The 19,789-nt window shown below is 63.3% G+C and carries 18 protein-coding genes; 10 read left to right on the top strand and 8 right to left on the bottom strand.

The window, feature by feature from the left end:
- Positions 1-120 precede the first annotated feature (120 nt).
- The 3 genes from AC07VH_RS17935 to AC07VH_RS17925 are packed head-to-tail and all read right to left on the bottom strand — an operon-like array spanning position 121 to position 3,859.
- A complete protein-coding gene (locus AC07VH_RS17935; protein WP_494787590.1) occupies positions 121-1,908 on the bottom strand; it encodes an IlvD/Edd family dehydratase in 1,788 nt (595 codons plus the stop codon).
- Entirely contained in the window at positions 1,905-2,672 is a 768-nt protein-coding gene (xylB, locus tag AC07VH_RS17930; protein ID WP_494787591.1) for a D-xylose 1-dehydrogenase, read from the bottom strand. The genes AC07VH_RS17935 and xylB overlap by 4 nt, the downstream gene beginning before the upstream one ends.
- A gap of 26 nt (positions 2,673-2,698) precedes the next feature.
- Positions 2,699-3,859 (bottom strand): fumarylacetoacetate hydrolase family protein, encoded by a 1,161-nt coding sequence (locus AC07VH_RS17925; RefSeq protein WP_494787592.1) that lies wholly within the window; start codon positions 3,857-3,859, stop codon positions 2,699-2,701.
- 429 nt (positions 3,860-4,288) lie between these two features.
- On the opposite strand from AC07VH_RS17925, the gene chvE reads away from it, so the two are divergent.
- From chvE to mmsB, 3 genes are all read left to right on the top strand, one after another.
- Positions 4,289-5,311: a multiple monosaccharide ABC transporter substrate-binding protein gene (gene chvE, locus AC07VH_RS17920; protein ID WP_225243237.1), complete on the top strand. Its 1,023-nt coding sequence runs from the start codon at positions 4,289-4,291 to the stop codon at positions 5,309-5,311.
- Between the two features lie 113 nt (positions 5,312-5,424).
- Positions 5,425-6,966, top strand: a complete 1,542-nt coding sequence (gene mmsA, locus AC07VH_RS17915) for a multiple monosaccharide ABC transporter ATP-binding protein (RefSeq protein ID WP_494787593.1) — start codon at positions 5,425-5,427, stop codon at positions 6,964-6,966.
- Entirely contained in the window at positions 6,956-8,173 is a 1,218-nt protein-coding gene (gene mmsB, locus AC07VH_RS17910; protein WP_489629294.1) for a multiple monosaccharide ABC transporter permease, read from the top strand. The genes mmsA and mmsB overlap by 11 nt, the downstream gene beginning before the upstream one ends.
- Before the next feature lie 64 nt (positions 8,174-8,237).
- Here mmsB and AC07VH_RS17905 read toward each other — a convergent pair whose 3' ends face one another.
- On the bottom strand, positions 8,238-9,857 hold the full coding sequence (locus AC07VH_RS17905; RefSeq protein ID WP_494787594.1) for an NAD(P)-binding protein: 1,620 nt from the start codon (positions 9,855-9,857) through the stop codon (positions 8,238-8,240).
- The gene (locus AC07VH_RS17900; protein WP_494787595.1) at positions 9,857-11,368 is read right to left on the bottom strand and encodes a polyamine aminopropyltransferase; all 1,512 of its coding nucleotides are present in this window, start codon (positions 11,366-11,368) and stop codon (positions 9,857-9,859) included. Before AC07VH_RS17900 ends, AC07VH_RS17905 begins: the two co-directional genes overlap by 1 nt.
- A gap of 59 nt (positions 11,369-11,427) precedes the next feature.
- Here AC07VH_RS17900 and AC07VH_RS17895 point away from each other — a divergent pair, with 59 nt between their 5' ends.
- From AC07VH_RS17895 to rsgA, 7 genes are all read left to right on the top strand, one after another.
- Positions 11,428-11,814: a DUF350 domain-containing protein gene (locus tag AC07VH_RS17895; protein ID WP_494787596.1), complete on the top strand. Its 387-nt coding sequence runs from the start codon at positions 11,428-11,430 to the stop codon at positions 11,812-11,814.
- A gap of 31 nt (positions 11,815-11,845) precedes the next feature.
- Positions 11,846-12,886, top strand: a complete 1,041-nt coding sequence (locus tag AC07VH_RS17890) for an SPFH domain-containing protein (protein WP_494787597.1) — start codon at positions 11,846-11,848, stop codon at positions 12,884-12,886.
- A 20-nt stretch (positions 12,887-12,906) separates the two neighbouring features.
- Positions 12,907-14,370, top strand: coding sequence for a DUF4178 domain-containing protein (locus AC07VH_RS17885; RefSeq protein ID WP_494787598.1), 1,464 nt, complete (start codon positions 12,907-12,909; stop codon positions 14,368-14,370).
- Positions 14,367-14,537, top strand: a complete 171-nt coding sequence (locus AC07VH_RS17880; protein WP_475415776.1) for a hypothetical protein — start codon at positions 14,367-14,369, stop codon at positions 14,535-14,537. The genes AC07VH_RS17885 and AC07VH_RS17880 overlap by 4 nt, the downstream gene beginning before the upstream one ends.
- Before the next feature lie 2 nt (positions 14,538-14,539).
- Positions 14,540-14,905 (top strand): adenosylmethionine decarboxylase, encoded by a 366-nt coding sequence (gene speD, locus AC07VH_RS17875; RefSeq protein WP_494787599.1) that lies wholly within the window; start codon positions 14,540-14,542, stop codon positions 14,903-14,905.
- 69 nt (positions 14,906-14,974) lie between these two features.
- Positions 14,975-15,529, top strand: coding sequence for a hypothetical protein (locus AC07VH_RS17870; RefSeq protein WP_070218932.1), 555 nt, complete (start codon positions 14,975-14,977; stop codon positions 15,527-15,529).
- A gap of 274 nt (positions 15,530-15,803) precedes the next feature.
- On the top strand, positions 15,804-16,868 hold the full coding sequence (gene rsgA, locus AC07VH_RS17865) for a ribosome small subunit-dependent GTPase A (protein WP_494787600.1): 1,065 nt from the start codon (positions 15,804-15,806) through the stop codon (positions 16,866-16,868).
- 75 nt (positions 16,869-16,943) lie between these two features.
- On the opposite strand, the gene AC07VH_RS17860 is transcribed toward rsgA, so the two are convergent.
- The 3 genes from AC07VH_RS17860 to atpG all read right to left on the bottom strand — a co-directional run bounded on the left by AC07VH_RS17860 (position 16,944) and on the right by atpG (position 19,731).
- Entirely contained in the window at positions 16,944-17,363 is a 420-nt protein-coding gene (locus AC07VH_RS17860) for a F0F1 ATP synthase subunit epsilon (protein WP_065307860.1), read from the bottom strand.
- Positions 17,364-17,425: 62 nt separating this feature from the next.
- On the bottom strand, positions 17,426-18,826 hold the full coding sequence (atpD, locus tag AC07VH_RS17855; RefSeq protein ID WP_034752705.1) for a F0F1 ATP synthase subunit beta: 1,401 nt from the start codon (positions 18,824-18,826) through the stop codon (positions 17,426-17,428).
- 29 nt (positions 18,827-18,855) lie between these two features.
- Positions 18,856-19,731, bottom strand: coding sequence for a F0F1 ATP synthase subunit gamma (gene atpG / locus AC07VH_RS17850; RefSeq protein WP_034783836.1), 876 nt, complete (start codon positions 19,729-19,731; stop codon positions 18,856-18,858).
- Positions 19,732-19,789 lie beyond the last annotated feature (58 nt).

The following is a 19,789-nucleotide window of genomic DNA, read 5'->3' as shown; positions in this document are numbered from 1 at the left end:
CTCCTTGTTGGATTTTATTAACAACGTTTTTTGAACTGCGGGTACTGCTAAAAAATTTTATGTCTGTGGTGGTGTCGGGTTACGCGCGGAGCGCTAACCCGACCTACCGCGACCTGCCTGCTAATGGTTATGGCGCGGCAGGGTCTGGCCCACGGCGCGGTATTTCAGCGCCAGCTCCATGCAGGCGCCCGTTTCCAGCTGGCCCACGCTGGCGCGATAGAGTTCCTGCCACGGCGTGGCGCTGTCGTTGACGGGTGGCGGCAGTTCCATGGCGCGGCGCGCCAGTTCCTGTGCCTCGACCAGCATGTCGCACTGCCCCCCGTTCAGGTCCACGCGGATGATGTCGCCCGTGCGCAGCAGCGCCAGGCCGCCGCCGACGGCGCTTTCCGGCGATGCGTTCAGGATCGAGGGGCTGTCCGAGGTGCCCGACTGGCGCCCGTCGCCCAGGGTCGGCAGGTTCAGAATGCCGGCCTTGAGCAGCGCGTCGGGCGGCTGCATGTTGACCACTTCGGCCGAACCGGGCCAGCCCACGGGACCCGCGCCGCGCATGACCAGCATGCAGCTGTCGTCGATATTGAGCGCCGGGTCGTTGATGCGCGCGTGATAGTCGCTTGAACCGTCGAAAACGATGGCGCGCGCCTCGAACACGCCCTCGCTGCCGGGACGCGACAGGTAGCGCTCGCGGAAAGCGGGCGAGATCACGCTGGTCTTCATGATGGCGAAGTCGAACAGGTTGCCCCGCAAGGCCATGAAACCGGCCTTTTCCTTCAGCGGCGCGGCAAACGGGCGGATCATCTCGCGGTCCGCGCTCTCCCGGCCTTGCAAGTTGGCCGCCATGCTCTGGCCCGTGACCGTCAAGCGGTCCGCGTGCAGCAGGCCCGCCTGCTGCAGCTCCCACATCACGGCAGGCACGCCGCCGGCGCGGTGGAAGCGCTCGCCCAGATACTTCCCGGCCGGCTGCATGTTCAACAGCAGCGGCACGTCGTAGCCGTGCGCCATCCAGTCGCTCGAGTGCAATGCCACGCCCGCATGGCGCGCCATGGCCATCAGGTGCGGCTGGGCGTTGGTGGAGCCGCCGATGGCCGCGTTGACGATGATGGCGTCCAAAAATGCCTCGCGCGTGAGGATGCGCGACGGGCGCACGTCGTCATGCGCCATGCCGACGATGCGGCGCCCCGTTGCATAGGCGATCTGGCCCCGTTCGCGGTACGGCGCGGGAATGGCCGAGCAGCCCGTCAGGGACATGCCCAGCGCCTCGGCCAGCGCATTCATGGTCGATGCCGTGCCCATGGTGTTGCAGTGGCCAGCCGACGGCGCCGAGGCGGCGGCGATCTGCAGGAATTTGTCGTTGTCGATCACGCCGGCGGACAGCTGGCGGCGGCCCTTCCAGATGGCCGCGCCGGAACCGACCAGTTCACCGTCCATCCAGCCGTCGAGCATGGGGCCGCCCGACAGCACGATGGCGGGAATGTCCACCGTGGCCGCCGCCATCAATTGCGCCGGCGTGGTCTTGTCGCAGCCCGTCGTCAGCACCACGGCGTCGATCGGGTAGCCATGCAGGATCTCCACCAGGCCCAGATACGCGAGGTTGCGGTCCAGCGCGGCCGTGGGACGGCGGCAGTTCTCGAAGATCGGGTGCAGCGGGAATTCCATCGGGATGCCGCCCGCGTCGCGGATGCCGTCGCGCACGCGCTGGGCCAGTTCCAGGTGGATGCGGTTGCAGGGACTGATGTCGCTGCCGCTTTGCGCAATGCCGATGATGGGCCGGCCCGAACGCAGTTCCTCGGCCGTGATGCCGTAGTTCATGAAGCGCTCGAGGTACAGCGCCGTCATATCGATGTGGTCGGGATTGTCGAACCAGTCCTGCGAGCGGAAACGCCGCGCCTGGCGGTTGCCTGGGGTACTCATGCGCCGTACCAGCCTGCGTCGACATAGTATTCGCGTCCCGCGCACTTGGCCGCGTTGTCCGACGCGAGGAACAGCGCCAGCGCCGCCACGTCTTCCGGCTCCACGCGCAGCTGCAGGCATTGTCCCTGCAGGATCACGGCTTCCGCTTCCGGCGTATGCCACAGCCGCTCCTGGCGCGGCGTGCGCACGGCGCCGGGAATGATGCAGTTGACGCGGATGCCGTCGCCCCCCAGGTCGCGCGCCAGTCCGCGCGTCAGGCCCTCGATGCCGGCTTTCGCCGTCATGTAGATCGACAGGTTCGCCTGCGCCAGGTGCCAGGAAATCGAGCCCAGGTTGAGGATCACGCCGCTGCCCTTGGCGCGCATGGCCGGCGCCACTGCCTGGGCGCAGAAATACTGGTGGCGCAGGTTGACGGCGATGCGCTCGTCCCAGTAGGCGGGCGTGACGTCCTGCAACTGGTGGCGGTCGTCATTGGCCGCGTTGTTGATGAGGATATCCGTGGCGCCCGCGCTGTGTTCGATCTCGGCGAAGGTGGCGGCCAGGGCCGCCAGGTCCGTCAGGTCGCAATAGCGGAAAACGGGCGGCTGCGGCAGGTGGGCCAGCCTTTCCTGCAGCGCCAGCGACGCCTCGCGGGCGATGTCGAGAAAGGTGACGCGGGCGCCCTGGCGCGCGAACGCCTCGACGATGGCCACGCCGATGCCGGTGCCGCCGCCCGTGATGACGACGCGTTTATCAGTCAGGCTGGGATAGGTTGCATGCTGCATGGTGTCTCTCTTTTCAAAAAATCGGATCAAAGCAAACCGCGGCGGGCCAGGTTCTGGTACAGCGCGCGCACGCCGAACGTCCAGGGGGCAATCGCATCGCAGCGCTGCACTTCGTTGACCAGCGCGCCCAGCGCGGCGCTGGCAATCGTCACGCGGTCGCCCAGGTGGTGCGTGAAGCCGCCGCCCTGCGCGCCGCGGTCCTTCACGGGCGAGAACATGGTCCCCAGGAACAGCATGAAGCCGTCCGGATACTGGTGATACTGGCCTGCCGTCTGGCGCACCAGGTCGAGCGGGTCGCGGCTGATCTCGCGCATGAAGCTGGCGCCTTCGAGCACAAAGCCGTCGTCCGCGCCCTCGATCAGCAGCGACACTTCCGCCTGGCGCACGGTGTCGAGCGTGAAGTGTTCGTCGAACAGGCGGATGAAGGGGCCGATGGCGCAGGAGCCGTTGTTATCCTTGGCCTTGCCCAGCAAGAGGGCGCTGCGCCCTTCGATGTCGCGCAGGTTGACGTCGTTGCCCAGGGTCGCCCCCAGCACCTCGCCACGGCTGTTGACGGCCAGGACGATCTCCGGCTCCGGGTTGTTCCAGGCCGACGATGGCAGCAAGCCCACCTGCGCGCCGCAACCCACCGACGACATCGGCTGCGCCTTGGTAAACACTTCCGCATCGGGGCCGATGCCCACTTCCATGTATTGCGACCAGGCGCCGCGCTGCTGCAGCTGCTGTTTCAGGCGCTGCGCCGCGTCCGAGCCCGGTTTCAATGCGGACAGGTCGCCGCCCAGCGTCGTTTGCAGGGCGGTGCGCAGGCTCGCCGCGCGTGCCGCGTCGCCGCCCGCCTGTTCCTCGATCACCCGTTCCAGCAGGCTGACGGCGAAGGTCACGCCGCAGGCCTTGACGGCCTGCAGGTCGCACGGCGCCAGCAGGAACGGCTCGCCAGCCGGCGCGGCCAGCGCCTGCGCCAGCAGCGCCTGCACGGAGCCGAGCGCGACGCCGGGCGCATGACGGGCGATATCGAGCGCATCGCTGCGCTCGAACAGCTCGGCCACCGTCGCCACCGTCTGCGTGATGTCGACCACCTCGCCGCCGCGCACGGCGACGACGCAGGGGCCGTCACGCCAGATACGGCCGATGAGGAGAGCCTGCGCCAGGTCGGCGGGCAACAGGGAGGCGGGGGAAATCGGCTGCATGGCAAGCTTTCAAAAGGTCGTGACGGGATGGCTGGTCTTCAAGTCCGGACCGATTCTGCGCGCCGCCCTGTGTCGCCGCAATTACGAAAATCACCAAATTGAATGATGATTATTGGTATTGCAGTGCACCAAAAAAAGCCGCCGCCCGTCCTCCGCTCCCGCCCTGTCCGCAGGCGGGAAGGGGCGCTATGGCGCATCGCATCAATTGGCCTATCGATATCGTTTTGGATATCGGCTATGCGAAAAAAGTGATTGGTGAGGGATGGATGGACAAACTAGTATCAGCCGTGGCCCGCAATCGGCCATCCGCACGGAGCCCGCCCGCTGGACGACGGCCCTGGCACATTCAACTATCGAAGACGGTGGAGACCTGAAATGAAAACAACAATGAAAATGCTGACCGCGAGCCTGGCGCTGGCCATCTCCGGCATGGCGGTAATGCCCGTGGCAAGCGCCGCCGACAAGGGCGCGATCGGCATCTCGATGCCGACCAAATCGTCCATGCGCTGGATCGCCGACGGCGACAACATGGTCAAGGTATTCAAGGAGCGCGGCTACAAGACGGACTTGCAGTTTGCCGACGACGATATCCCGAACCAGCTGGCGCAGGTGGAAAACATGATCACCAAGGGCGCCAAGGTGCTGGTGATCGCCGCCATCGACGGCACCACCTTGTCGAACGTACTGCAAAAGGCGGCCGACAAGGGCATCAAGGTCATCTCGTATGACCGTCTGATCCGCGGCACGAAAAACATCGATTACTACGCCACCTTCGACAACTTCCAGGTCGGCGTGCTGCAAGCGGGCTATATCGAATCGGCGCTGAAACTCAAGGAAGGCAAAGGGCCGTTCAATATCGAACTGTTCGGCGGCTCGGCCGACGACAACAATGCGCACTTCTTCTACAACGGCGCGCTGTCGGTCCTGAAACCGTACATCGACAGCGGCAAGCTGGTGGTGCGCTCGAAGCAGATGGGCATGGAAAAGGTCGCCACCCTGCGCTGGGACGGCGCCGTGGCGCAGGCCCGCATGGACAACCTGCTCAGCGCCTACTACGGCAATGCGCGCGTCGACGCGGTGCTGTCGCCGTATGACGGCTTGAGCATCGGCATCCTGTCCTCGCTCAAGGGCGTCGGCTACGGCACGCCGAAACAGCCGTTCCCCGTCGTCACGGGCCAGGATGCGGAGATTCCGTCGGTGAAATCGATCATCCGCGGCGAACAGGCATCGACCGTGTTCAAGGACACGCGCGAACTGGCCAAGGTCACGGCCAACATGGTCGACGCGATGATGAGCGGCAAGACGCCGGCCGTCAACGATACCAAGACCTATAACAACGGCGTGAAGGTCGTGCCGTCCTACCTGCTCAAACCCGTCACCGTCGACAAGGCGAACTGGAAGCAGGTGCTCGTCACCGGTAGCGGCTACTACACGGAAGCGCAAGTGAAATAAGCATCCAAGGTACTGAAGGCCCGGCACTGCCGGGCCTTTCGCTTCACGCACGATCAAGAACAAGACTGCCGCACGACCGCTGCCCACCAGCGCGGCCGTGCCAGAGAGGTTATATGACGAACACTATCCTGGAAATGCGCGGGATACGCAAAACATTCCCGGGCGTCGTTGCGCTCGACAATGTCAACCTGCGGGTACGCAGCGGCGAGATCCACGCCATCGTCGGCGAAAACGGCGCCGGCAAATCGACCCTGATGAAAGTGCTGAGCGGCGTCTACGGCCATGGCAGCTATACGGGCGACATCGATTACCTGGGCCAGACGCGGCACTTCCGCGGCATCAAGGACAGCGAAGAAATCGGCATCATCATCATCCACCAGGAACTGGCGCTGGTGCCCCAGCTGTCGATCGCCGAGAATATCTTCCTCGGCAACGAGCCGGCCCGCATGGGCGTCATCGACTGGGAATACGCGCAAGCGAAGACGCGCGAACTGCTGCAGAAAGTCGGGCTGAAGGAGTCCCCGGACACCCTGATCACCAACCTGGGCGTGGGCAAGCAGCAGCTGATCGAAATCGCCAAGGCGCTGTGCAAGGACGTCAAGCTCTTGATCCTCGACGAGCCGACGGCCAGCCTGAATGAAAGCGACAGCGCGGCCCTGCTCGACCTGCTGCTGGGCCTGAAAGCCCAGGGCATCGCCTCGATCCTGATTTCGCACAAGCTCAATGAAATTTCACGGGTCGCCGATGCCATCACGGTGCTGCGCGACGGCAACACGGTCGACAGTTTCGACTGCCGCACGGAGCCCGTCAGCGAAGACCGCATCATCGAAAAGATGGTCGGGCGCGAGATGGCCGACCGTTATCCGCCGCGCACGCCCACCATCGGCGAGACCATTTTCGAAGTGTGCGACTGGCGCGTCTTCCATCCCGAGCATGCCGACCGCCCCGTCATCAAGGGCATCAATATGCACGCGAAAAAGGGCGAGATCATCGGCATCGCGGGCCTGATGGGCTCCGGGCGCACGGAACTGGCGATGAGCCTGTTCGGCCGCGCCTACGGCCAGCGCATCAGCGGCACGGTGCTCAAGCATGGCCAGGAGATCGACGTCAGCACCATCGGCAAGGCGATCGCCCACGGCCTCGCGTATGTCACGGAAGACCGCAAGGGCCTGGGCCTGATCCTCGAGGAAGACATCCAGAAGAACACCAGCCTGGCCAACCTGGACGCGATTTCGCGGCACATGGTGATCGACGAGCAGCGTGAGTTCAGCGTGGCCGAGGAGTTCCGCCGCAAGCTCAAGACCCGTTGCTCGAGCGTGGCGCAGAAGGTGGTCAACCTGTCCGGCGGCAACCAGCAGAAGGTGGTGCTGGCGAAGTGGCTGTTTTCGCGCCCCGACGTGCTGATCCTCGATGAACCGAGCCGCGGCATCGACGTGGGCGCCAAGTACGAGATCTACAGCATCATCAGCGAGCTGGCCGCCGAAGGCAAATGCATCATCATGATTTCCTCGGAAATGCCGGAACTGCTGGGCATGTGCGACCGGATCTATGTCATGAACGAAGGCCGCTTCGCGGCAGAACTGAGCGCGGCAGAAGCATCGCAGGAACGCATCATGCGCGCGATCGTTACACACGGAGAAAACAATGGACAATAAACTGACAGCGGGAGCGGCGGCAGGCACCACCCCCGGCACCGCGCCGCAAGCGAAAAGCTATGCCGGCTTCCTGAAAAACAATATGCGCGACTACGGCATGCTGCTCTCGCTGATCGTCATCATGGGCTTTTTCCAGTACATGACGGACGGCACCCTGATGCAGCCGCTGAACCTGACGAACCTGGTGCTGCAAAACAGCTACATCGTCATCATGGCACTGGGCATGCTGATGGTCATCGTGGCCGGCCATATCGATTTGTCCGTCGGCTCGGTGGTGGGCTTCGTCGGCGCGCTGGCCGCCGTCCTGATCGTCAACTACGAGATGAACTTTGTCGCCGCCAGCATCCTCTGCCTGCTGGCCGGCGCCGTCATCGGCGGCGCGCAAGGCTATTTCGTCGCCTTCTTTAAAATCCCGTCCTTCATCGTCACCCTGGCCGGCATGCTGGTCTTCAAGGGCCTGACCCTGGCGCTGCTGGCAGGCCAGTCGGTCGGCCCCTTCCCGGAAGGCTTCCAGATGCTCAGCTCGGGCTTCCTGCCCGACCCGTTCGGCGGCGACAACCTGCGCGGCTTCTCTCTGCTGCTGGGCGTGATCGCCGCCGTGGCACTGATCGTCACCTCGCTGCGCAGCCGCGCCAAGCAACTGAAACACGGCATGGAAAACGAGCCGCGCGCCTTCTTCCTGTTGAAAAACGGCGTGTTCGCTGCCGTGATGGTGTATTTCAGCTACCTGCTGGCGTCGTACCGCGGTTTCCCCAACGTGCTGGCCGTGATGTCGCTGCTCATCGTCGCCTACACCTTCATCACCAACCGCACCGTGCTGGGCCGCCGCGTGTACGCCGTGGGCGGCAACGAAAAGGCGGCGCGCCTGTCCGGCATCAAGACGGAACGGGTCAGCTTCTACACCTTCGTCAACATGGGCATGCTGGCCGCGCTGGCCGGCCTGATCTTCGCGGCCCGCCTGAACACGGCCACGCCGAAGGCGGGCACGGGCTTCGAGCTGGACGTGATCGCCGCCTGCTTCATCGGCGGCGCCTCGGCCTCGGGCGGCGTGGGCAAGGTGATGGGGGCCGTCATCGGCGCCTTCATCATGGGCGTGATGAACAACGGCATGTCGATCATGGGCATCGGCATCGATTACCAGCAGGTGATCAAGGGCCTGGTGCTGCTGGCGGCCGTGTTCATCGACGTGATTAATAAAAATAAATGAGAAGAACAAGGAAGCACAGGTTCGAGCCTTAGGGGGCTCTGGCCGGCGTTCGCGCCGGCCTTTTTTATTTTGCCGCAAGGCGCGCCGCCCGATCCCCCCACCAGGCCGCCTCTTCGAACACGGAAAAGCCCGACAAATCCGCATGCGCGAACAGGATGGCGCCGTCGTGTTCGCGCAAGGCCTTCAAGCCCGCGTTGCTGCGAAATCCCGGCAAGGGCGCCGCCATGGCGTGGCCGCGCACGGTGATGTCGACGCGCTCGACGCAGCGCGCGAAATCGCGCCCATACGCCGTCTTTAAATCGACGCTGGCCAGCGCCAGCAGTTCTTCGGGGCTGGCCGTGTCGAGCCACTTGCGCGCTTGCTGCGGCGTGCGGTCGGACAGGGCCACGTAGGCGCTGAAGACGGTTTTCTCGGGCGGGCGCACGCGGATGTCCTGGTGCGTCGAGACGACATAGCCGAGGCCCGGTTCCTGGTACACCACGTTGTCCCAGCACAGGGGCGCATGCGGCAGTTCCTCGGGAAAGCGTTTCAGTAAAAAATTCGCCACCAGCCACGGCGCATACGCGGGCGTATCGCGCTGCGCGTCAAAGCCATACCCGGCGATATTCTTCACCACGCGCGCCGCCACATACAGTGGCATGGCGCAAATGGCCTTGCGTGCCTTGACCAGGTAAGTGCGCGGCTGGCCGTCGACCAGTTCCAGGCACAGCGCCTCCACGCCCTGTTTTGTGGTGGTCACGGAAACCACCGTGCCCGCATGACGTTTGACGCCCGACGCCTGCTCCATGGCCGTGGCGACCGGCTGCATGCCGCCCGGCCAGGTCAGCCAGGCGCCATTGCCGGCATTCGCCGCCTGGCCCCAGCGGCTGCAATAGTAATGCAAACCGGCCCAGGCCGAGACCTGGTCGTAGCGCGTACCGTAATCGTCGCGGCAGCAGTAGTTCAGGTACCAGTGCAGGGTGGGCGAGGTATAGCCTTCGCGCTCCATCCACTGCTTCAAGGTGATGGTGTCGAGCGCCTGCCAGGCCGGGTCTTGCGACGACGCCACGGTAGGGAAAACGAAGACGCGCTTGCCATCGTTGCCATGCGCCTGGCGCAGGCGCCGCACCTCGGCAAAGAAGCGTTCATGCTGCGCCAGTTCCGCAGGCGGCACGCCTTCGGTGGGAATGAAGCCGTCCTGCCAGTGGCCGTTGAACAGCAATCGCTCTTCCGGCGCATGCAGGATGTAGCGCTCGTCATAGTACGGCTTTTCCGCCATCGGATCGCGCTGGATAATGCCCAGGTCGAACAGGATCTCGCGCACATGGGTCGATTCGGGCGAAGGCAGCGGCAGGTAATGGCCGCCGGTCGGATAGGCCAGGTCGCCGAAGCGGCCGCCGGCCGCGTTGCCATACGGCTGCGGGCCGTCGATCATGAGAAAGTCCCTGTGCCCCAGCTTGTTCAGGCGCCAGGCAGCCGTCAGGCCGGCGATGCCGGAACCAAGGATGGCCACATCGGTCGTCAGCGTTCGGGTAGGCGCTGGCAATGCCTTGCGATCGCGAAGATAGTGTCCTTCGCTGCGGCCCGGATACAACACCTTCGGCGTAATTTCCTGCCAGCGCAGATACGCGGCGATGCTGCCGATGCCAGCGGCGGCCGCTGCCGTGCCACCGGCAGCCCACAGCAGGAAGGAACGGCGCTGCATCAGCGGATCACCCGGTTCCAGTCCTGCTCGAATTCATGCACGAGCGACTGGGTGTTGAGGCGGTTCGGCGCCATCGGCAACGGCTGCATGTCGGGCGGGAAGATGAACATCTCGCGCGTGGTGTCCGCATTCAGGTAGCGCATGGGCAGGCGGTAGCTGGTGGGCGGTTTGTAGTCGAGCTGGGGGGAAGCGAGAATAAAACCCCACTCGCCGAACGAGGGCACGTAGGCGTGGTAGGGCCAGGTGCGCATGCCCACTTCGCGCAGGGTCGAATTGATGGTCCAGTAGGCGTGCGGGGCAAAGAACGGCGACGTCGATTGCACCACCATCAGGCCCTTGGCCGCCAGGTGCTTTTTCACCAGATCGTAGAACGGCACCGAGTACAGTTTACCAAGCGCGAAGCTGGATGGATCGGGAAAGTCGACGATGGCCGCGTCGAACATGTCGCCGTTGTTGCGCAGCCAGACGGCGGCATCGGCATTGACGACGGTGACGCGCTTGTCCGAGAACGAATTGTTATTCAGCTTTGCCAGCTCCGGGCGCGTGGTAAAGGCGGCCGTCATGGCGGGGTCGAGGTCGACCACGGTGACGTGTTCGATCTGTGGATAACGGAGGATTTCGCGCAGGGCCAGGCCATCGCCGCCGCCCAGCACCAGCACGCGGCGCGCCCACGGCAAGGCTTCCAGCACGGGGTGTACCAGCGCTTCGTGGTAGCGGTACTCGTCGCGCGAGGAAAACTGCAGGTTGCCATTGATGTACAGCCGCGTATCGTCCTTCCAGCGCGTGATCACCAGGCGCTGGTAGGGCGTGGTGGTGGAATACACGATCTGGTCGCCGAACAGGCCGTGTTCACCCCAGGCCACCATGCGGTCCGACATGGCAAAGCCGGCGATCAATACCAGCATCACGGCGCAGGCGCGCAGGAAGCGCCCCGTCAAATTCTTCAGCTCCGCGCGGAACACCCAGATCGTCCACAGGCCCACGCCCACGTTGAGCATGCCGAACAAAAAGCCCGTGCGCACCAGCCCCAGGTAGGGCGACAGCACCAGCGGGAACAGCAGGGAGACGGCCAGCGCACCCAGATAATCGAAGGTGAGCACGCGGCTGACCAGTTCGGAAAACTCCGTCTGGCGCGAATTCAGGGCACGCATCACCAGCGGCACTTCCATGCCGACCAGTGCGCCGATCAGGAACACCATCACATACAATAAGGTCCGAAAGGGCGCGGCCATCCACGAAAACGTCATGAACAGGATGGCGGCCGACAGGCCGCCGATCAGGCCCACGGCCAGCTCGATGTCGACGAAGCGCGAGAGCACGTCGTCGTCCCGCACATACTTGGAAAAGTGAGCGCCCACCCCCATGGCAAACAGGTAGCAGCCGATGATGGTGGAAAACTGCAGGATGGAGTCGCCGAGCAGGTAGCTGGACATGGCGCCGGCGATCAGTTCATACGCGAGGCCGCAGGAGGCGACCACGAAGACGGACAAAATCAGAATCTTTTTGTTCATTGGACTTTTTTTGTTCTAATATGCGTTGACGTTATCAAATACTCATTGCGAGGAAAGCCGTGCCCGCCATCCTAAACTATCTGATCCATCTTATACTGGCCGCCGCGCTGCTGATTGCCTTTTTTATCATCTACACGCGCGTCACGCCGTATAACGAAGTGCTGCTGATCCGCCAGGGCAATCAGGCGGCGGCCCTGTCGCTGGGCGGCGCGCTGCTGGGCTTTTCCGCCACCATCGCCTCGTCCCTGATGCACACGGCCGACTACCAGCAATTCTTCGCCTGGGCCTTCGGCGCCATGGTGGTGCAATTGCTCGCCTATGTGGTCACCACGCGCCTGCTGCGCATGTCGAAGGACCAGATCGAATCGAACAACAACGCCTTCGGCGGCCTGCTGGGCGCCATTTCGCTGTCGATCGGCGCCATCAACGCCGCCTGCATTTCCTGACACCGCTTTATCTTATTCAAGGACATCCATCATGAGCATCGGCAGCTTTATCAAGAAGCAGTTTATCGACGTACTGCAGTGGAACGAAGAGACGGAAGGCGTGCTGGCCTGGCGCTTTCCCATGCAGGATTTCGAGATCCAGAACGGCGCCATCCTGAATGTGCGCGAATCGCAGGTCGCCGTCTTCGTCAATGAAGGCAAGATCGCCGACGTCTTCGGTCCCGGCACGCACAAGCTGACGACGCAGACGTTACCGTTGCTGACCAACCTGAAAAACTGGGACAAGCTGTTCGATTCGCCGTTCAAGTCGGACGTGTATTACTTCAGCACGCGCGTGCAGACCGGCCGCAAGTGGGGCACGCCGCAGCCGATCACCATCCGCGACAAGGATTTCGACATGATCCGCGTGCGCGCCTTCGGCATGTATTCGTACCGCATCGCCGACGCCCGCACCTTCTTCACCGAGATCAGCGGCACGCGCGAAGTCTATACGCGCGACGAGGTGGAAGATCAGTTGCGCGGCATTCTGATGTCGAGCATGGCCAGCTCGCTGGGCGGCGCGAATGTCCCCTTCCTCGACATGGCGGCCAACCAGGCGCTGATGGCGCAGGAAGTCAAGGATGGCCTGACGCAGGCGTTTGCCCGCTACGGCGTGGGCCTCGATGAATTCAACGTGGCCAGCATCAGCCTGCCCGAAGAATTGCAGGCGGCGCTCGACGAGCGTATTTCCGCCGGCATGAAGGGCGGCCTGGGCGCCGACAAGATGAGCGGCTACACCAAATTCCAGGTGGCCAATGCCATCCCGCTGGCGGCGCAGAACGAAGGCGGCATGGCCGGCATCGGCGCCGGCCTGGGCGCCGGGCTGTCGATCGGCCAGGTGATGGCGCAAAGCATGGGCGGTGCGCTGCAGCAGCCCGCCCCGGCCCCCGCTCCGGCGGCGCCACCGGCACCCGCGGAAGAACCGATCGAGGCGCGCCTGGAAAAACTCAAGGGTTTATTGGACAAGGGACTCATTTCGCCGGCCGACTACGACGGCGCCAAGGCTGAACTGCTGAAAAAACTGATCGGCTGATTAGAGCGAAATACGACTGCATGCAAACTGTTTCCTGTCCCAGCTGCGGCGCGGAAGTCCGTTTCCGCTCGCACGCTTCCGTGCTCGCCGTGTGCGAGTACTGCCACAGCACCATCCTCAAGGACGCCGATGCCGTCAGGGACGTGGGCAAGATGTCGGCCGTCCTGGAAGACTATACACCGATCCAGATCGGCACGGCCGGCGTGCACGACGGCGTGCACTTCACCGTCGTCGGCCGCATCCAGCAGCGCTACAGCGCCGGCACGTGGAACGAGTGGTATCTGCTGTTCGACGACGCCAGCACGGCGTGGCTGGGCGACTCGTCCGGCCTGTACACGCTGACGCGCGAGCGCGGCACGCAGGACGCACTGCCCGCCTTTGGCGAGCTGGCGCCGGGCAGGCGCTACACGATCTGCGGCGAACCGTACACGGCCGCCGAGATCCGCAACGCCGAGTGCATCGCCGGCCAGGGCGAGCTGCCCTTCAAGGTGGGCGCGGGCTGGCGCATCCAGGTGGCGGATTTCCGCAACTACGCCAGCTTCGTCACGCTCGACTACACGGATGGCCCGCAACCGGTCGTCTACCAGGGCGTGGCCGTCACCCTGGACAGTTTGCAGTGCCAGCTGCTGCGCGACGACGATGCCATCGCCAAAAGCGCCGGCAAGTACCGCGGCAAGCTCGATGCGCTCGACTGCCCCTCCTGCGGCAGCGGCATCCAGTATGTACCCGGCGCGGCGGCGCAGATGGTGTGCCCCGCCTGCCACGCGCAGCTCGACGCCAGCGGCCCGGAAGCGCAGGTGCTGGCCATCGGCAAGCAGGTGCACGACAACGCCGACATCACGCTGGAGCTGGGCGCCAGCGCGAAGATCAGCAATGTGGATTTCACGGTGATCGGCATGATGCGCCGCGCCGACGACGAGGGCAGCGAGTGGAACGAATACCTGCTGTACAACGCGCGCGCCGGCTTCTTCTGGCTGGTGGAGACGGACGAGGGCTGGTCGCGCTCGAACGTGCTGCCGAACTGGCCCAACTGGGCCTCGCTGGACGCCGCCAGCTGCACGCTCGATGGCGCCACCTACCGCAAACTGTATGACTACGGCTCGCAGGTCGTGTATGCGGCTGGCGCCTTCAACTGGAAGGTGGCCGTCGGCGACAGCACGCGCGTGTTTGAATTCGAACAGGGACAGACCAAGCTGGCGGCGGAGCTCACGGGCGAGGAGATGACCTGGTCGCGCTCCGTGCCCGTCGCCTATGACCAGATGGCCGCCTGGTTCGGCGCCGCCTTCCATGGCGGCGCCAAGGCGCAGAATATCCAGCTGAGCCACCGCGGCATCGCCAAGGTCTTCATGGTCATCGTGCTGGTCTTGAACGCGATCCCCATGTTCGTCTCGTTCTCCAGCACCTTGATGTGGAGTTTGCTGGGCTGCCTGGCGCTGTTCCTGCCCGCCGTTTTCCTCGACAAGAATGCAAAGAATCCCCCATGAGTAAATACGTGATCTATGCCCTGATGGTGACGTTTTCCGTCACGGCCGCCAACTGGGTGCGCATGTTCAAGGTGGCCGGCAGCGGCAGTGGCAGCAGCTGGAGTTCGCGCACGGGCGGCGGCGGCGGCAGCTATGGCGGCGGCTCCAGCGGCGGCAGCCACAAATAAGCATGGCGTCCACACCGCATCTGCCCCTGGGCACCCATCTGCTGGCCGACCTGCCGGGCATCGCGCCGGAGCGCCTGCGCGATTGCGCCGCGCTCGAAGGCCTGCTGCGCGCGGCGGCGCTGGCCGCCGGGGCGCAGGTACTGCACGGCCATTTCCACAGCTTTGGCCCCGGCCAGGGCGTCACGGGCGTGCTGCTGCTGGCCGAGTCGCACATCTCCATCCACACCTGGCCGGAATGCGGCTTTGCCGCCGTCGACATCTTCATGTGCGGCCCGGCCCGGCCGCAGTTGGCGCTGGACATCATCCAGGCGGCGCTGCAACCGGCGCATTGCCAGCTGCAGTCCGTGCGCCGTGCCCCGCCCGGGTAGACCTGGCGTCGCTGGTGGATCGCGCGGGGATCGCTTACACTGTCGGCTGATCCCCCAACCGTGACTCCCATGCGCCGTTCCGCCCTCCTTGCCCTGCCCCTGCTGCTGCTGGTTTCCGCCTGCGATGACTACACGGCGCCCAGCCTGTATCAGGCCACCACGCCCGAGTGCAAGACGTGGACGGATGGCTCGCGTTTCGAACTGCCGCGCGGTATCAGCATCTACGCCACGCCGCCCGTCACCTTGAAGGAAGGCGGCACGGAGCTGGCGCTGATCTTTACCTTGCCCGTCGGCACGCAAGCCAGTTTTACGCGCCTGTCCTTCCTGCTGGAAGAACCGAAAAAGCCGCCTTTCGCGGAAGCCAAGATACTCACCATTTACCAGCGCGGCATGAACCAGAAGGCGGAGATCGTCGACGTCATCGAGCAGCTGCCCATCATGTTTGCCGCCGTCGGCAACAGCAAGGAAACCCAGTGGCGCCTGCGCCTGCAACTGCCGCGCCAGCTGCCGCAGCGCTTTGATCTGTCCATGCCCGACATGCTCGTCGGCGGCAAGCGCTATCCGGTGCGCACGTTTACGTACCGTTATTTCCCCGAACGCCAGGCATACGGCATGTGCAGCTGAGCCACACCGTCCATTGACGGCGGCGCGTGCCGCTGGCACACTGGCGTTTTCCATCACACAACAGGAGTAGACAACATGCGCCATTCGGATACTGCCGTGCTGTCGGCTGCCTGATCACTGTTTCCCCAGCTAAGCCTTTTTAGCCCGCCATTCCCCATACGCGTGATCGCGTAGCCGACTTCCCTTCTTTCGTGCCAGTCATTGCGACTGGCGGTGCCTGCACGCGCAGGCTACACGTCCGCACGCGGACGACAGAATCTGGAATAACGCTACCATGATCGCATTCGATTTTGCGCAACTACGCCTTATCGGGCTGCAGCAGGCCATCGCCGGCGCAGCCACCCAACTCGACTTATCTTCCCCCGCCACGCAGCTGATGCGCGTTTGCGCCGTCCACCGGGACAGCCTGCTCGTGCACGACGGCAGCCTGGAACAGCCGGCGCAGATCCTGCCGCGCCTGCTGCACGCGCTGCTGGAACACGACACCATCCTCGCGGTCGGCGACTGGGTCGCCGCCGAACCCGATGGTCACGGCACGCTGTGGATAACGGCGCACTTATCCCCGGTCACGCAGATCGCGCGGCGCGGCAATGACGGCCGGCGCCAGGTGCTGGCCAGCAATGTCGACACGGCCCTGCTGGTGATGGGACTCGATGGGGATTTCAATCCGCGCCGCCTGGAGCGTTATCTGGCCATCGTGCTGGCGGCCCAGGTCAGCCCCGTGGTGGTGCTGAGCAAGGCCGACGTGGCCGACGATGTGGCGCGCAAGCTGGCGCTGCTGAAACAGCGTCTGCCGCCCCACGTACCGTTGTTTGCCATCGATACGCGCCATGCGTATGACGTGGCCATCCTGGAGCCCTGGCTGGGCGCCGGCCAGACCCTGGTGCTGCTCGGCTCATCGGGCGCGGGCAAGTCCAGCCTGACCAATACCTTGTGCGCGGCGGATCAAGCGACCAATGGCGTGCGCCATGGCGACGGCCGCGGCCGGCATACGACGACGGCCCGCTCGCTGCACCTGTGTGCGGATGGCGCCTGCATCATCGACACGCCGGGCTTGCGCAGCTGGCGCGCCGATGCCGATGCGCAGACCCTGGCCGCCACCTTTGACGACATCGCGGCGCTGGCAGCGACGTGCCAGTTCCGCGATTGCCAGCATGCCAGCGAACCCGGTTGCCAGGTCCGTGGCGCCGTCGACGGGGACCGCCTGCGCAACTATCACAAGCTGCTGCGCGACGCCCGCCGTAGCGAGGAGACGCCGCTCGAGCGCATTGCCGCGCGCGCCAAGTGGAAGACGGTCTTGAAGGCGGGGCTGGAAAGGGGGAAGGACAAGCGCCGTTAATTTTTACTGACATCCGTTTGCTGAAAAAAAAGGCAGCCCGCAGGCTGCCTTTTTGTATTACTGCATGCGAGCAAATTAATGCTTGCGCAGCTTCTGGATCGCCGCCAGCTGCGCAATCGCGCTGGCCAGCTCGGCTTGCGCTTGCGCGTAGTCGATGCCCGAATCCTTGTTGTGGATATTTTCTTCCGCCAACTTCTTCGCTTCCAGCGCTTTCGCTTCGTCGAGGTCGTGACCGCGGATCGCGGTATCGGCCAGGACGGTCACGGTATCCGGTTGCACTTCCAGCAAGCCGCCGGCAACGAAGACGAACTCTTCTTCAGCCTGGCCGACTACCTTGATGCGGACCGCGCCCGGACGGATGCGGGTAATCAAAGGCGTGTGGCGTGGGTAGATACCCAGCTCGCCCTGTTCACCCGGCAACGCGACGAATTCTGCTTCGCCTGAAAAAATCAGTTCTTCAGCGGAAACCACGTCAACGTGAATTGTGTGTGCCATGTGTGTCCTATCGGGTTGAAGAACCCCGCCGTGTAAGGGGCGGGGTTAGGCCCAGACTTAACTTAGTTAAGTTTCTTGGCTTTTTCGATTGCTTCTTCGATCGTGCCGACCATGTAGAACGCTTGTTCCGGCAGGTGATCGAGTTCGCCCGAAGCGATCATTTTGAAGCCCTTGATCGTGTCTTTGAGCGAAACGTATTTACCAGGCGCGCCGGTAAAGACTTCAGCGACGTGGAAAGGCTGCGACAGGAAACGCTGCATCTTACGTGCACGGGCAACCAGCAGTTTGTCTTCCGGTGCCAGCTCGTCCATACCCAGAATCGCGATAATGTCGCGCAATTCCTTGTAGCGTTGCAGGGTCGTTTGCACGGCACGCGCGGTGTCATAGTGCTCTTGACCAACGATCAACGGATCGAGCTGACGCGAGGTCGAATCCAGCGGGTCCACGGCTGGGTAGATACCCAGGGAAGCGATGTCACGCGACAGCGCAACGGTCGAATCCAAGTGAGCAAACGTGGTAGCAGGCGACGGATCGGTGTAATCATCGGCTGGAACGTAGACGGCCTGGATCGAGGTGATCGAACCGGTCTTGGTCGACGTGATACGCTCTTGCAGACGGCCCATTTCTTCCGCCAGGGTCGGTTGGTAACCCACAGCCGACGGCATACGGCCCAGCAGTGCCGACACTTCGGTACCGGCCAGCGTGAAGCGGTAGATGTTGTCGACGAAGAACAGAACGTCCTTGCCTTCATCACGGAACGATTCAGCGATCGTCAGGCCGGTCAGCGCGACGCGCAGACGGTTACCTGGCGGTTCATTCATCTGACCGTAGACCATCGCGACCTTGGAGTTCTCTGGATTTTCCAGATCGACCACTTTCGCGTCAGCCATCTCGTGGTAGAAGTCGTTACCTTCACGGGTACGCTCACCCACACCGGCGAACACGGACACGCCGCTGTGCGCCTTGGCGATGTTGTTAATCAGTTCCATCATGTTCACGGTCTTGCCTACGCCAGCGCCGCCGAACAGACCAACTTTACCGCCTTTTGCAAACGGGCAAACCAGATCGATCACCTTGATGCCGGTTTCCAGCAGTTCTTGCGATGGCGACAGTTCGTCGTATGCAGGAGCGGTGCGGTGGATCGACGCGATCTGCTCGTGCGACACGGGGCCGCATTCGTCGATCGGGTTGCCCAGCACGTCCATGATGCGACCCAGGGTTGCTTTACCGACTGGCACCATGATAGGTTTGCCGGTATTTTGAATCATCATGCCGCGACGCAGGCCATCGGACGAGCCGAGTGCAATGGTACGGACAATGCCGTCGCCCAACTGCTGTTGTACTTCCAGGGTCAGTTCCGAGCCTGCCATCTTCAAGGCATCAAATACCTTAGGCATCGCGTTGCGGGGAAACTCAACGTCCACCACAGCGCCGATACACTGAACGATTTTGCCATCAGCCATGTTCGTTCCTTCAATATAGTTAAATTCGTTTAAACCGCAGCCGCACCGGCGACGATTTCGGAGAGTTCTTTGGTAATCGCAGCTTGGCGGGTCTTGTTGTAGATCAGCTTCAATTCGCCGATCACACTACCCGCGTTGTCGCTTGCAGCTTTCATCGCGACCATCCGTGCCGATTGCTCGGACGCCAGATTCTCCGCGACTGCCTGGTACACCAGCGCTTCTACATAGCGCTCCAGCAATTCGTCGATCACGCTTTGCGCGTCCGGCTCGTAGATGTAATCCCACGAGTGGGCACCCTTGTCGGCGACCATCTTGTCGGCCGTCAGGGGCAGCAACTGCTCCACGACTGGTTCCTGTTTCATCGTGTTGATGAATTTGGTGTAGCACAGGTACACTGCATCGATCTTGCCTGCCTGGAACTCTTCGAGCATGACCTTGACAGGTCCGATCAATTTGTCCAGGTGGGGCGTATCACCGGTTTGAATGGCGTGCGCAATGATCTTGACGCCGATGCGATTCAAAAAACCCAAACCCTTGTTACCGATGGCAACAGCTTCAACCCGGTTGCCAGCTGCTTCCAGCTCGCGCGACTTCGACGTCACCTGGCGCAGGATGTTGGTGTTCATGCCGCCGCACAGACCCTTGTCGGTCGTGACAACGATGAAACCCACTGCCTTCGCTTGCGTACCCTGGGCAGCTGCCAGGAACGGGTGCGTGTATTCCGGATTGGCGGTCGCCAGATTGGCGGCGATATTCCGAATCTTGTCACTGTAGGGACGGGCGGCGCGCATACGGTCCTGCGCTTTGCGCATTTTCGATGCGGCAACCATTTCCATCGCCTTGGTGATCTTCTTCGTATTCTCTACGCTCTTGATCTTGCCACGTATCTCTTTGCTTGATGCCATGAGTCCTTACTCCTTCTGCGCGTAGGGCGGCGCCTCACTCGAGGCGGGCGCCGCCTGG

The organism is Janthinobacterium sp. GW821-FHT03C10 (assembly GCF_059420865.1).
Note: the sequence above shows the minus strand (reverse complement) of the source record. Positions and strands in the feature narration are given on the sequence as shown.

Coding starts and splice junctions, on each gene's coding strand:
- AC07VH_RS17870 (WP_070218932.1), top strand. CDS start 14,975: ATGCGCCGTTCCGCCCTCCTTGCCCTGCCCCTGCTGCTGCTGGTTTCC.
- AC07VH_RS17890 (WP_494787597.1), top strand. CDS start 11,846: ATGAGCATCGGCAGCTTTATCAAGAAGCAGTTTATCGACGTACTGCAG.
- atpD (WP_034752705.1), bottom strand. CDS start 18,826: ATGGCTGATGGCAAAATCGTTCAGTGTATCGGCGCTGTGGTGGACGTT.
- xylB (WP_494787591.1), bottom strand. CDS start 2,672: ATGCAGCATGCAACCTATCCCAGCCTGACTGATAAACGCGTCGTCATC.
- AC07VH_RS17925 (WP_494787592.1), bottom strand. CDS start 3,859: ATGCAGCCGATTTCCCCCGCCTCCCTGTTGCCCGCCGACCTGGCGCAG.
- AC07VH_RS17860 (WP_065307860.1), bottom strand. CDS start 17,363: ATGGCACACACAATTCACGTTGACGTGGTTTCCGCTGAAGAACTGATT.
- rsgA (WP_494787600.1), top strand. CDS start 15,804: ATGATCGCATTCGATTTTGCGCAACTACGCCTTATCGGGCTGCAGCAG.
- AC07VH_RS17880 (WP_475415776.1), top strand. CDS start 14,367: ATGAGTAAATACGTGATCTATGCCCTGATGGTGACGTTTTCCGTCACG.
- chvE (WP_225243237.1), top strand. CDS start 4,289: ATGGCGGTAATGCCCGTGGCAAGCGCCGCCGACAAGGGCGCGATCGGC.
- speD (WP_494787599.1), top strand. CDS start 14,540: ATGGCGTCCACACCGCATCTGCCCCTGGGCACCCATCTGCTGGCCGAC.
- AC07VH_RS17900 (WP_494787595.1), bottom strand. CDS start 11,368: ATGAACAAAAAGATTCTGATTTTGTCCGTCTTCGTGGTCGCCTCCTGC.
- mmsA (WP_494787593.1), top strand. CDS start 5,425: ATGACGAACACTATCCTGGAAATGCGCGGGATACGCAAAACATTCCCG.
- AC07VH_RS17885 (WP_494787598.1), top strand. CDS start 12,907: ATGCAAACTGTTTCCTGTCCCAGCTGCGGCGCGGAAGTCCGTTTCCGC.
- AC07VH_RS17905 (WP_494787594.1), bottom strand. CDS start 9,857: ATGCAGCGCCGTTCCTTCCTGCTGTGGGCTGCCGGTGGCACGGCAGCG.
- mmsB (WP_489629294.1), top strand. CDS start 6,956: ATGGACAATAAACTGACAGCGGGAGCGGCGGCAGGCACCACCCCCGGC.
- atpG (WP_034783836.1), bottom strand. CDS start 19,731: ATGGCATCAAGCAAAGAGATACGTGGCAAGATCAAGAGCGTAGAGAAT.
- AC07VH_RS17935 (WP_494787590.1), bottom strand. CDS start 1,908: ATGAGTACCCCAGGCAACCGCCAGGCGCGGCGTTTCCGCTCGCAGGAC.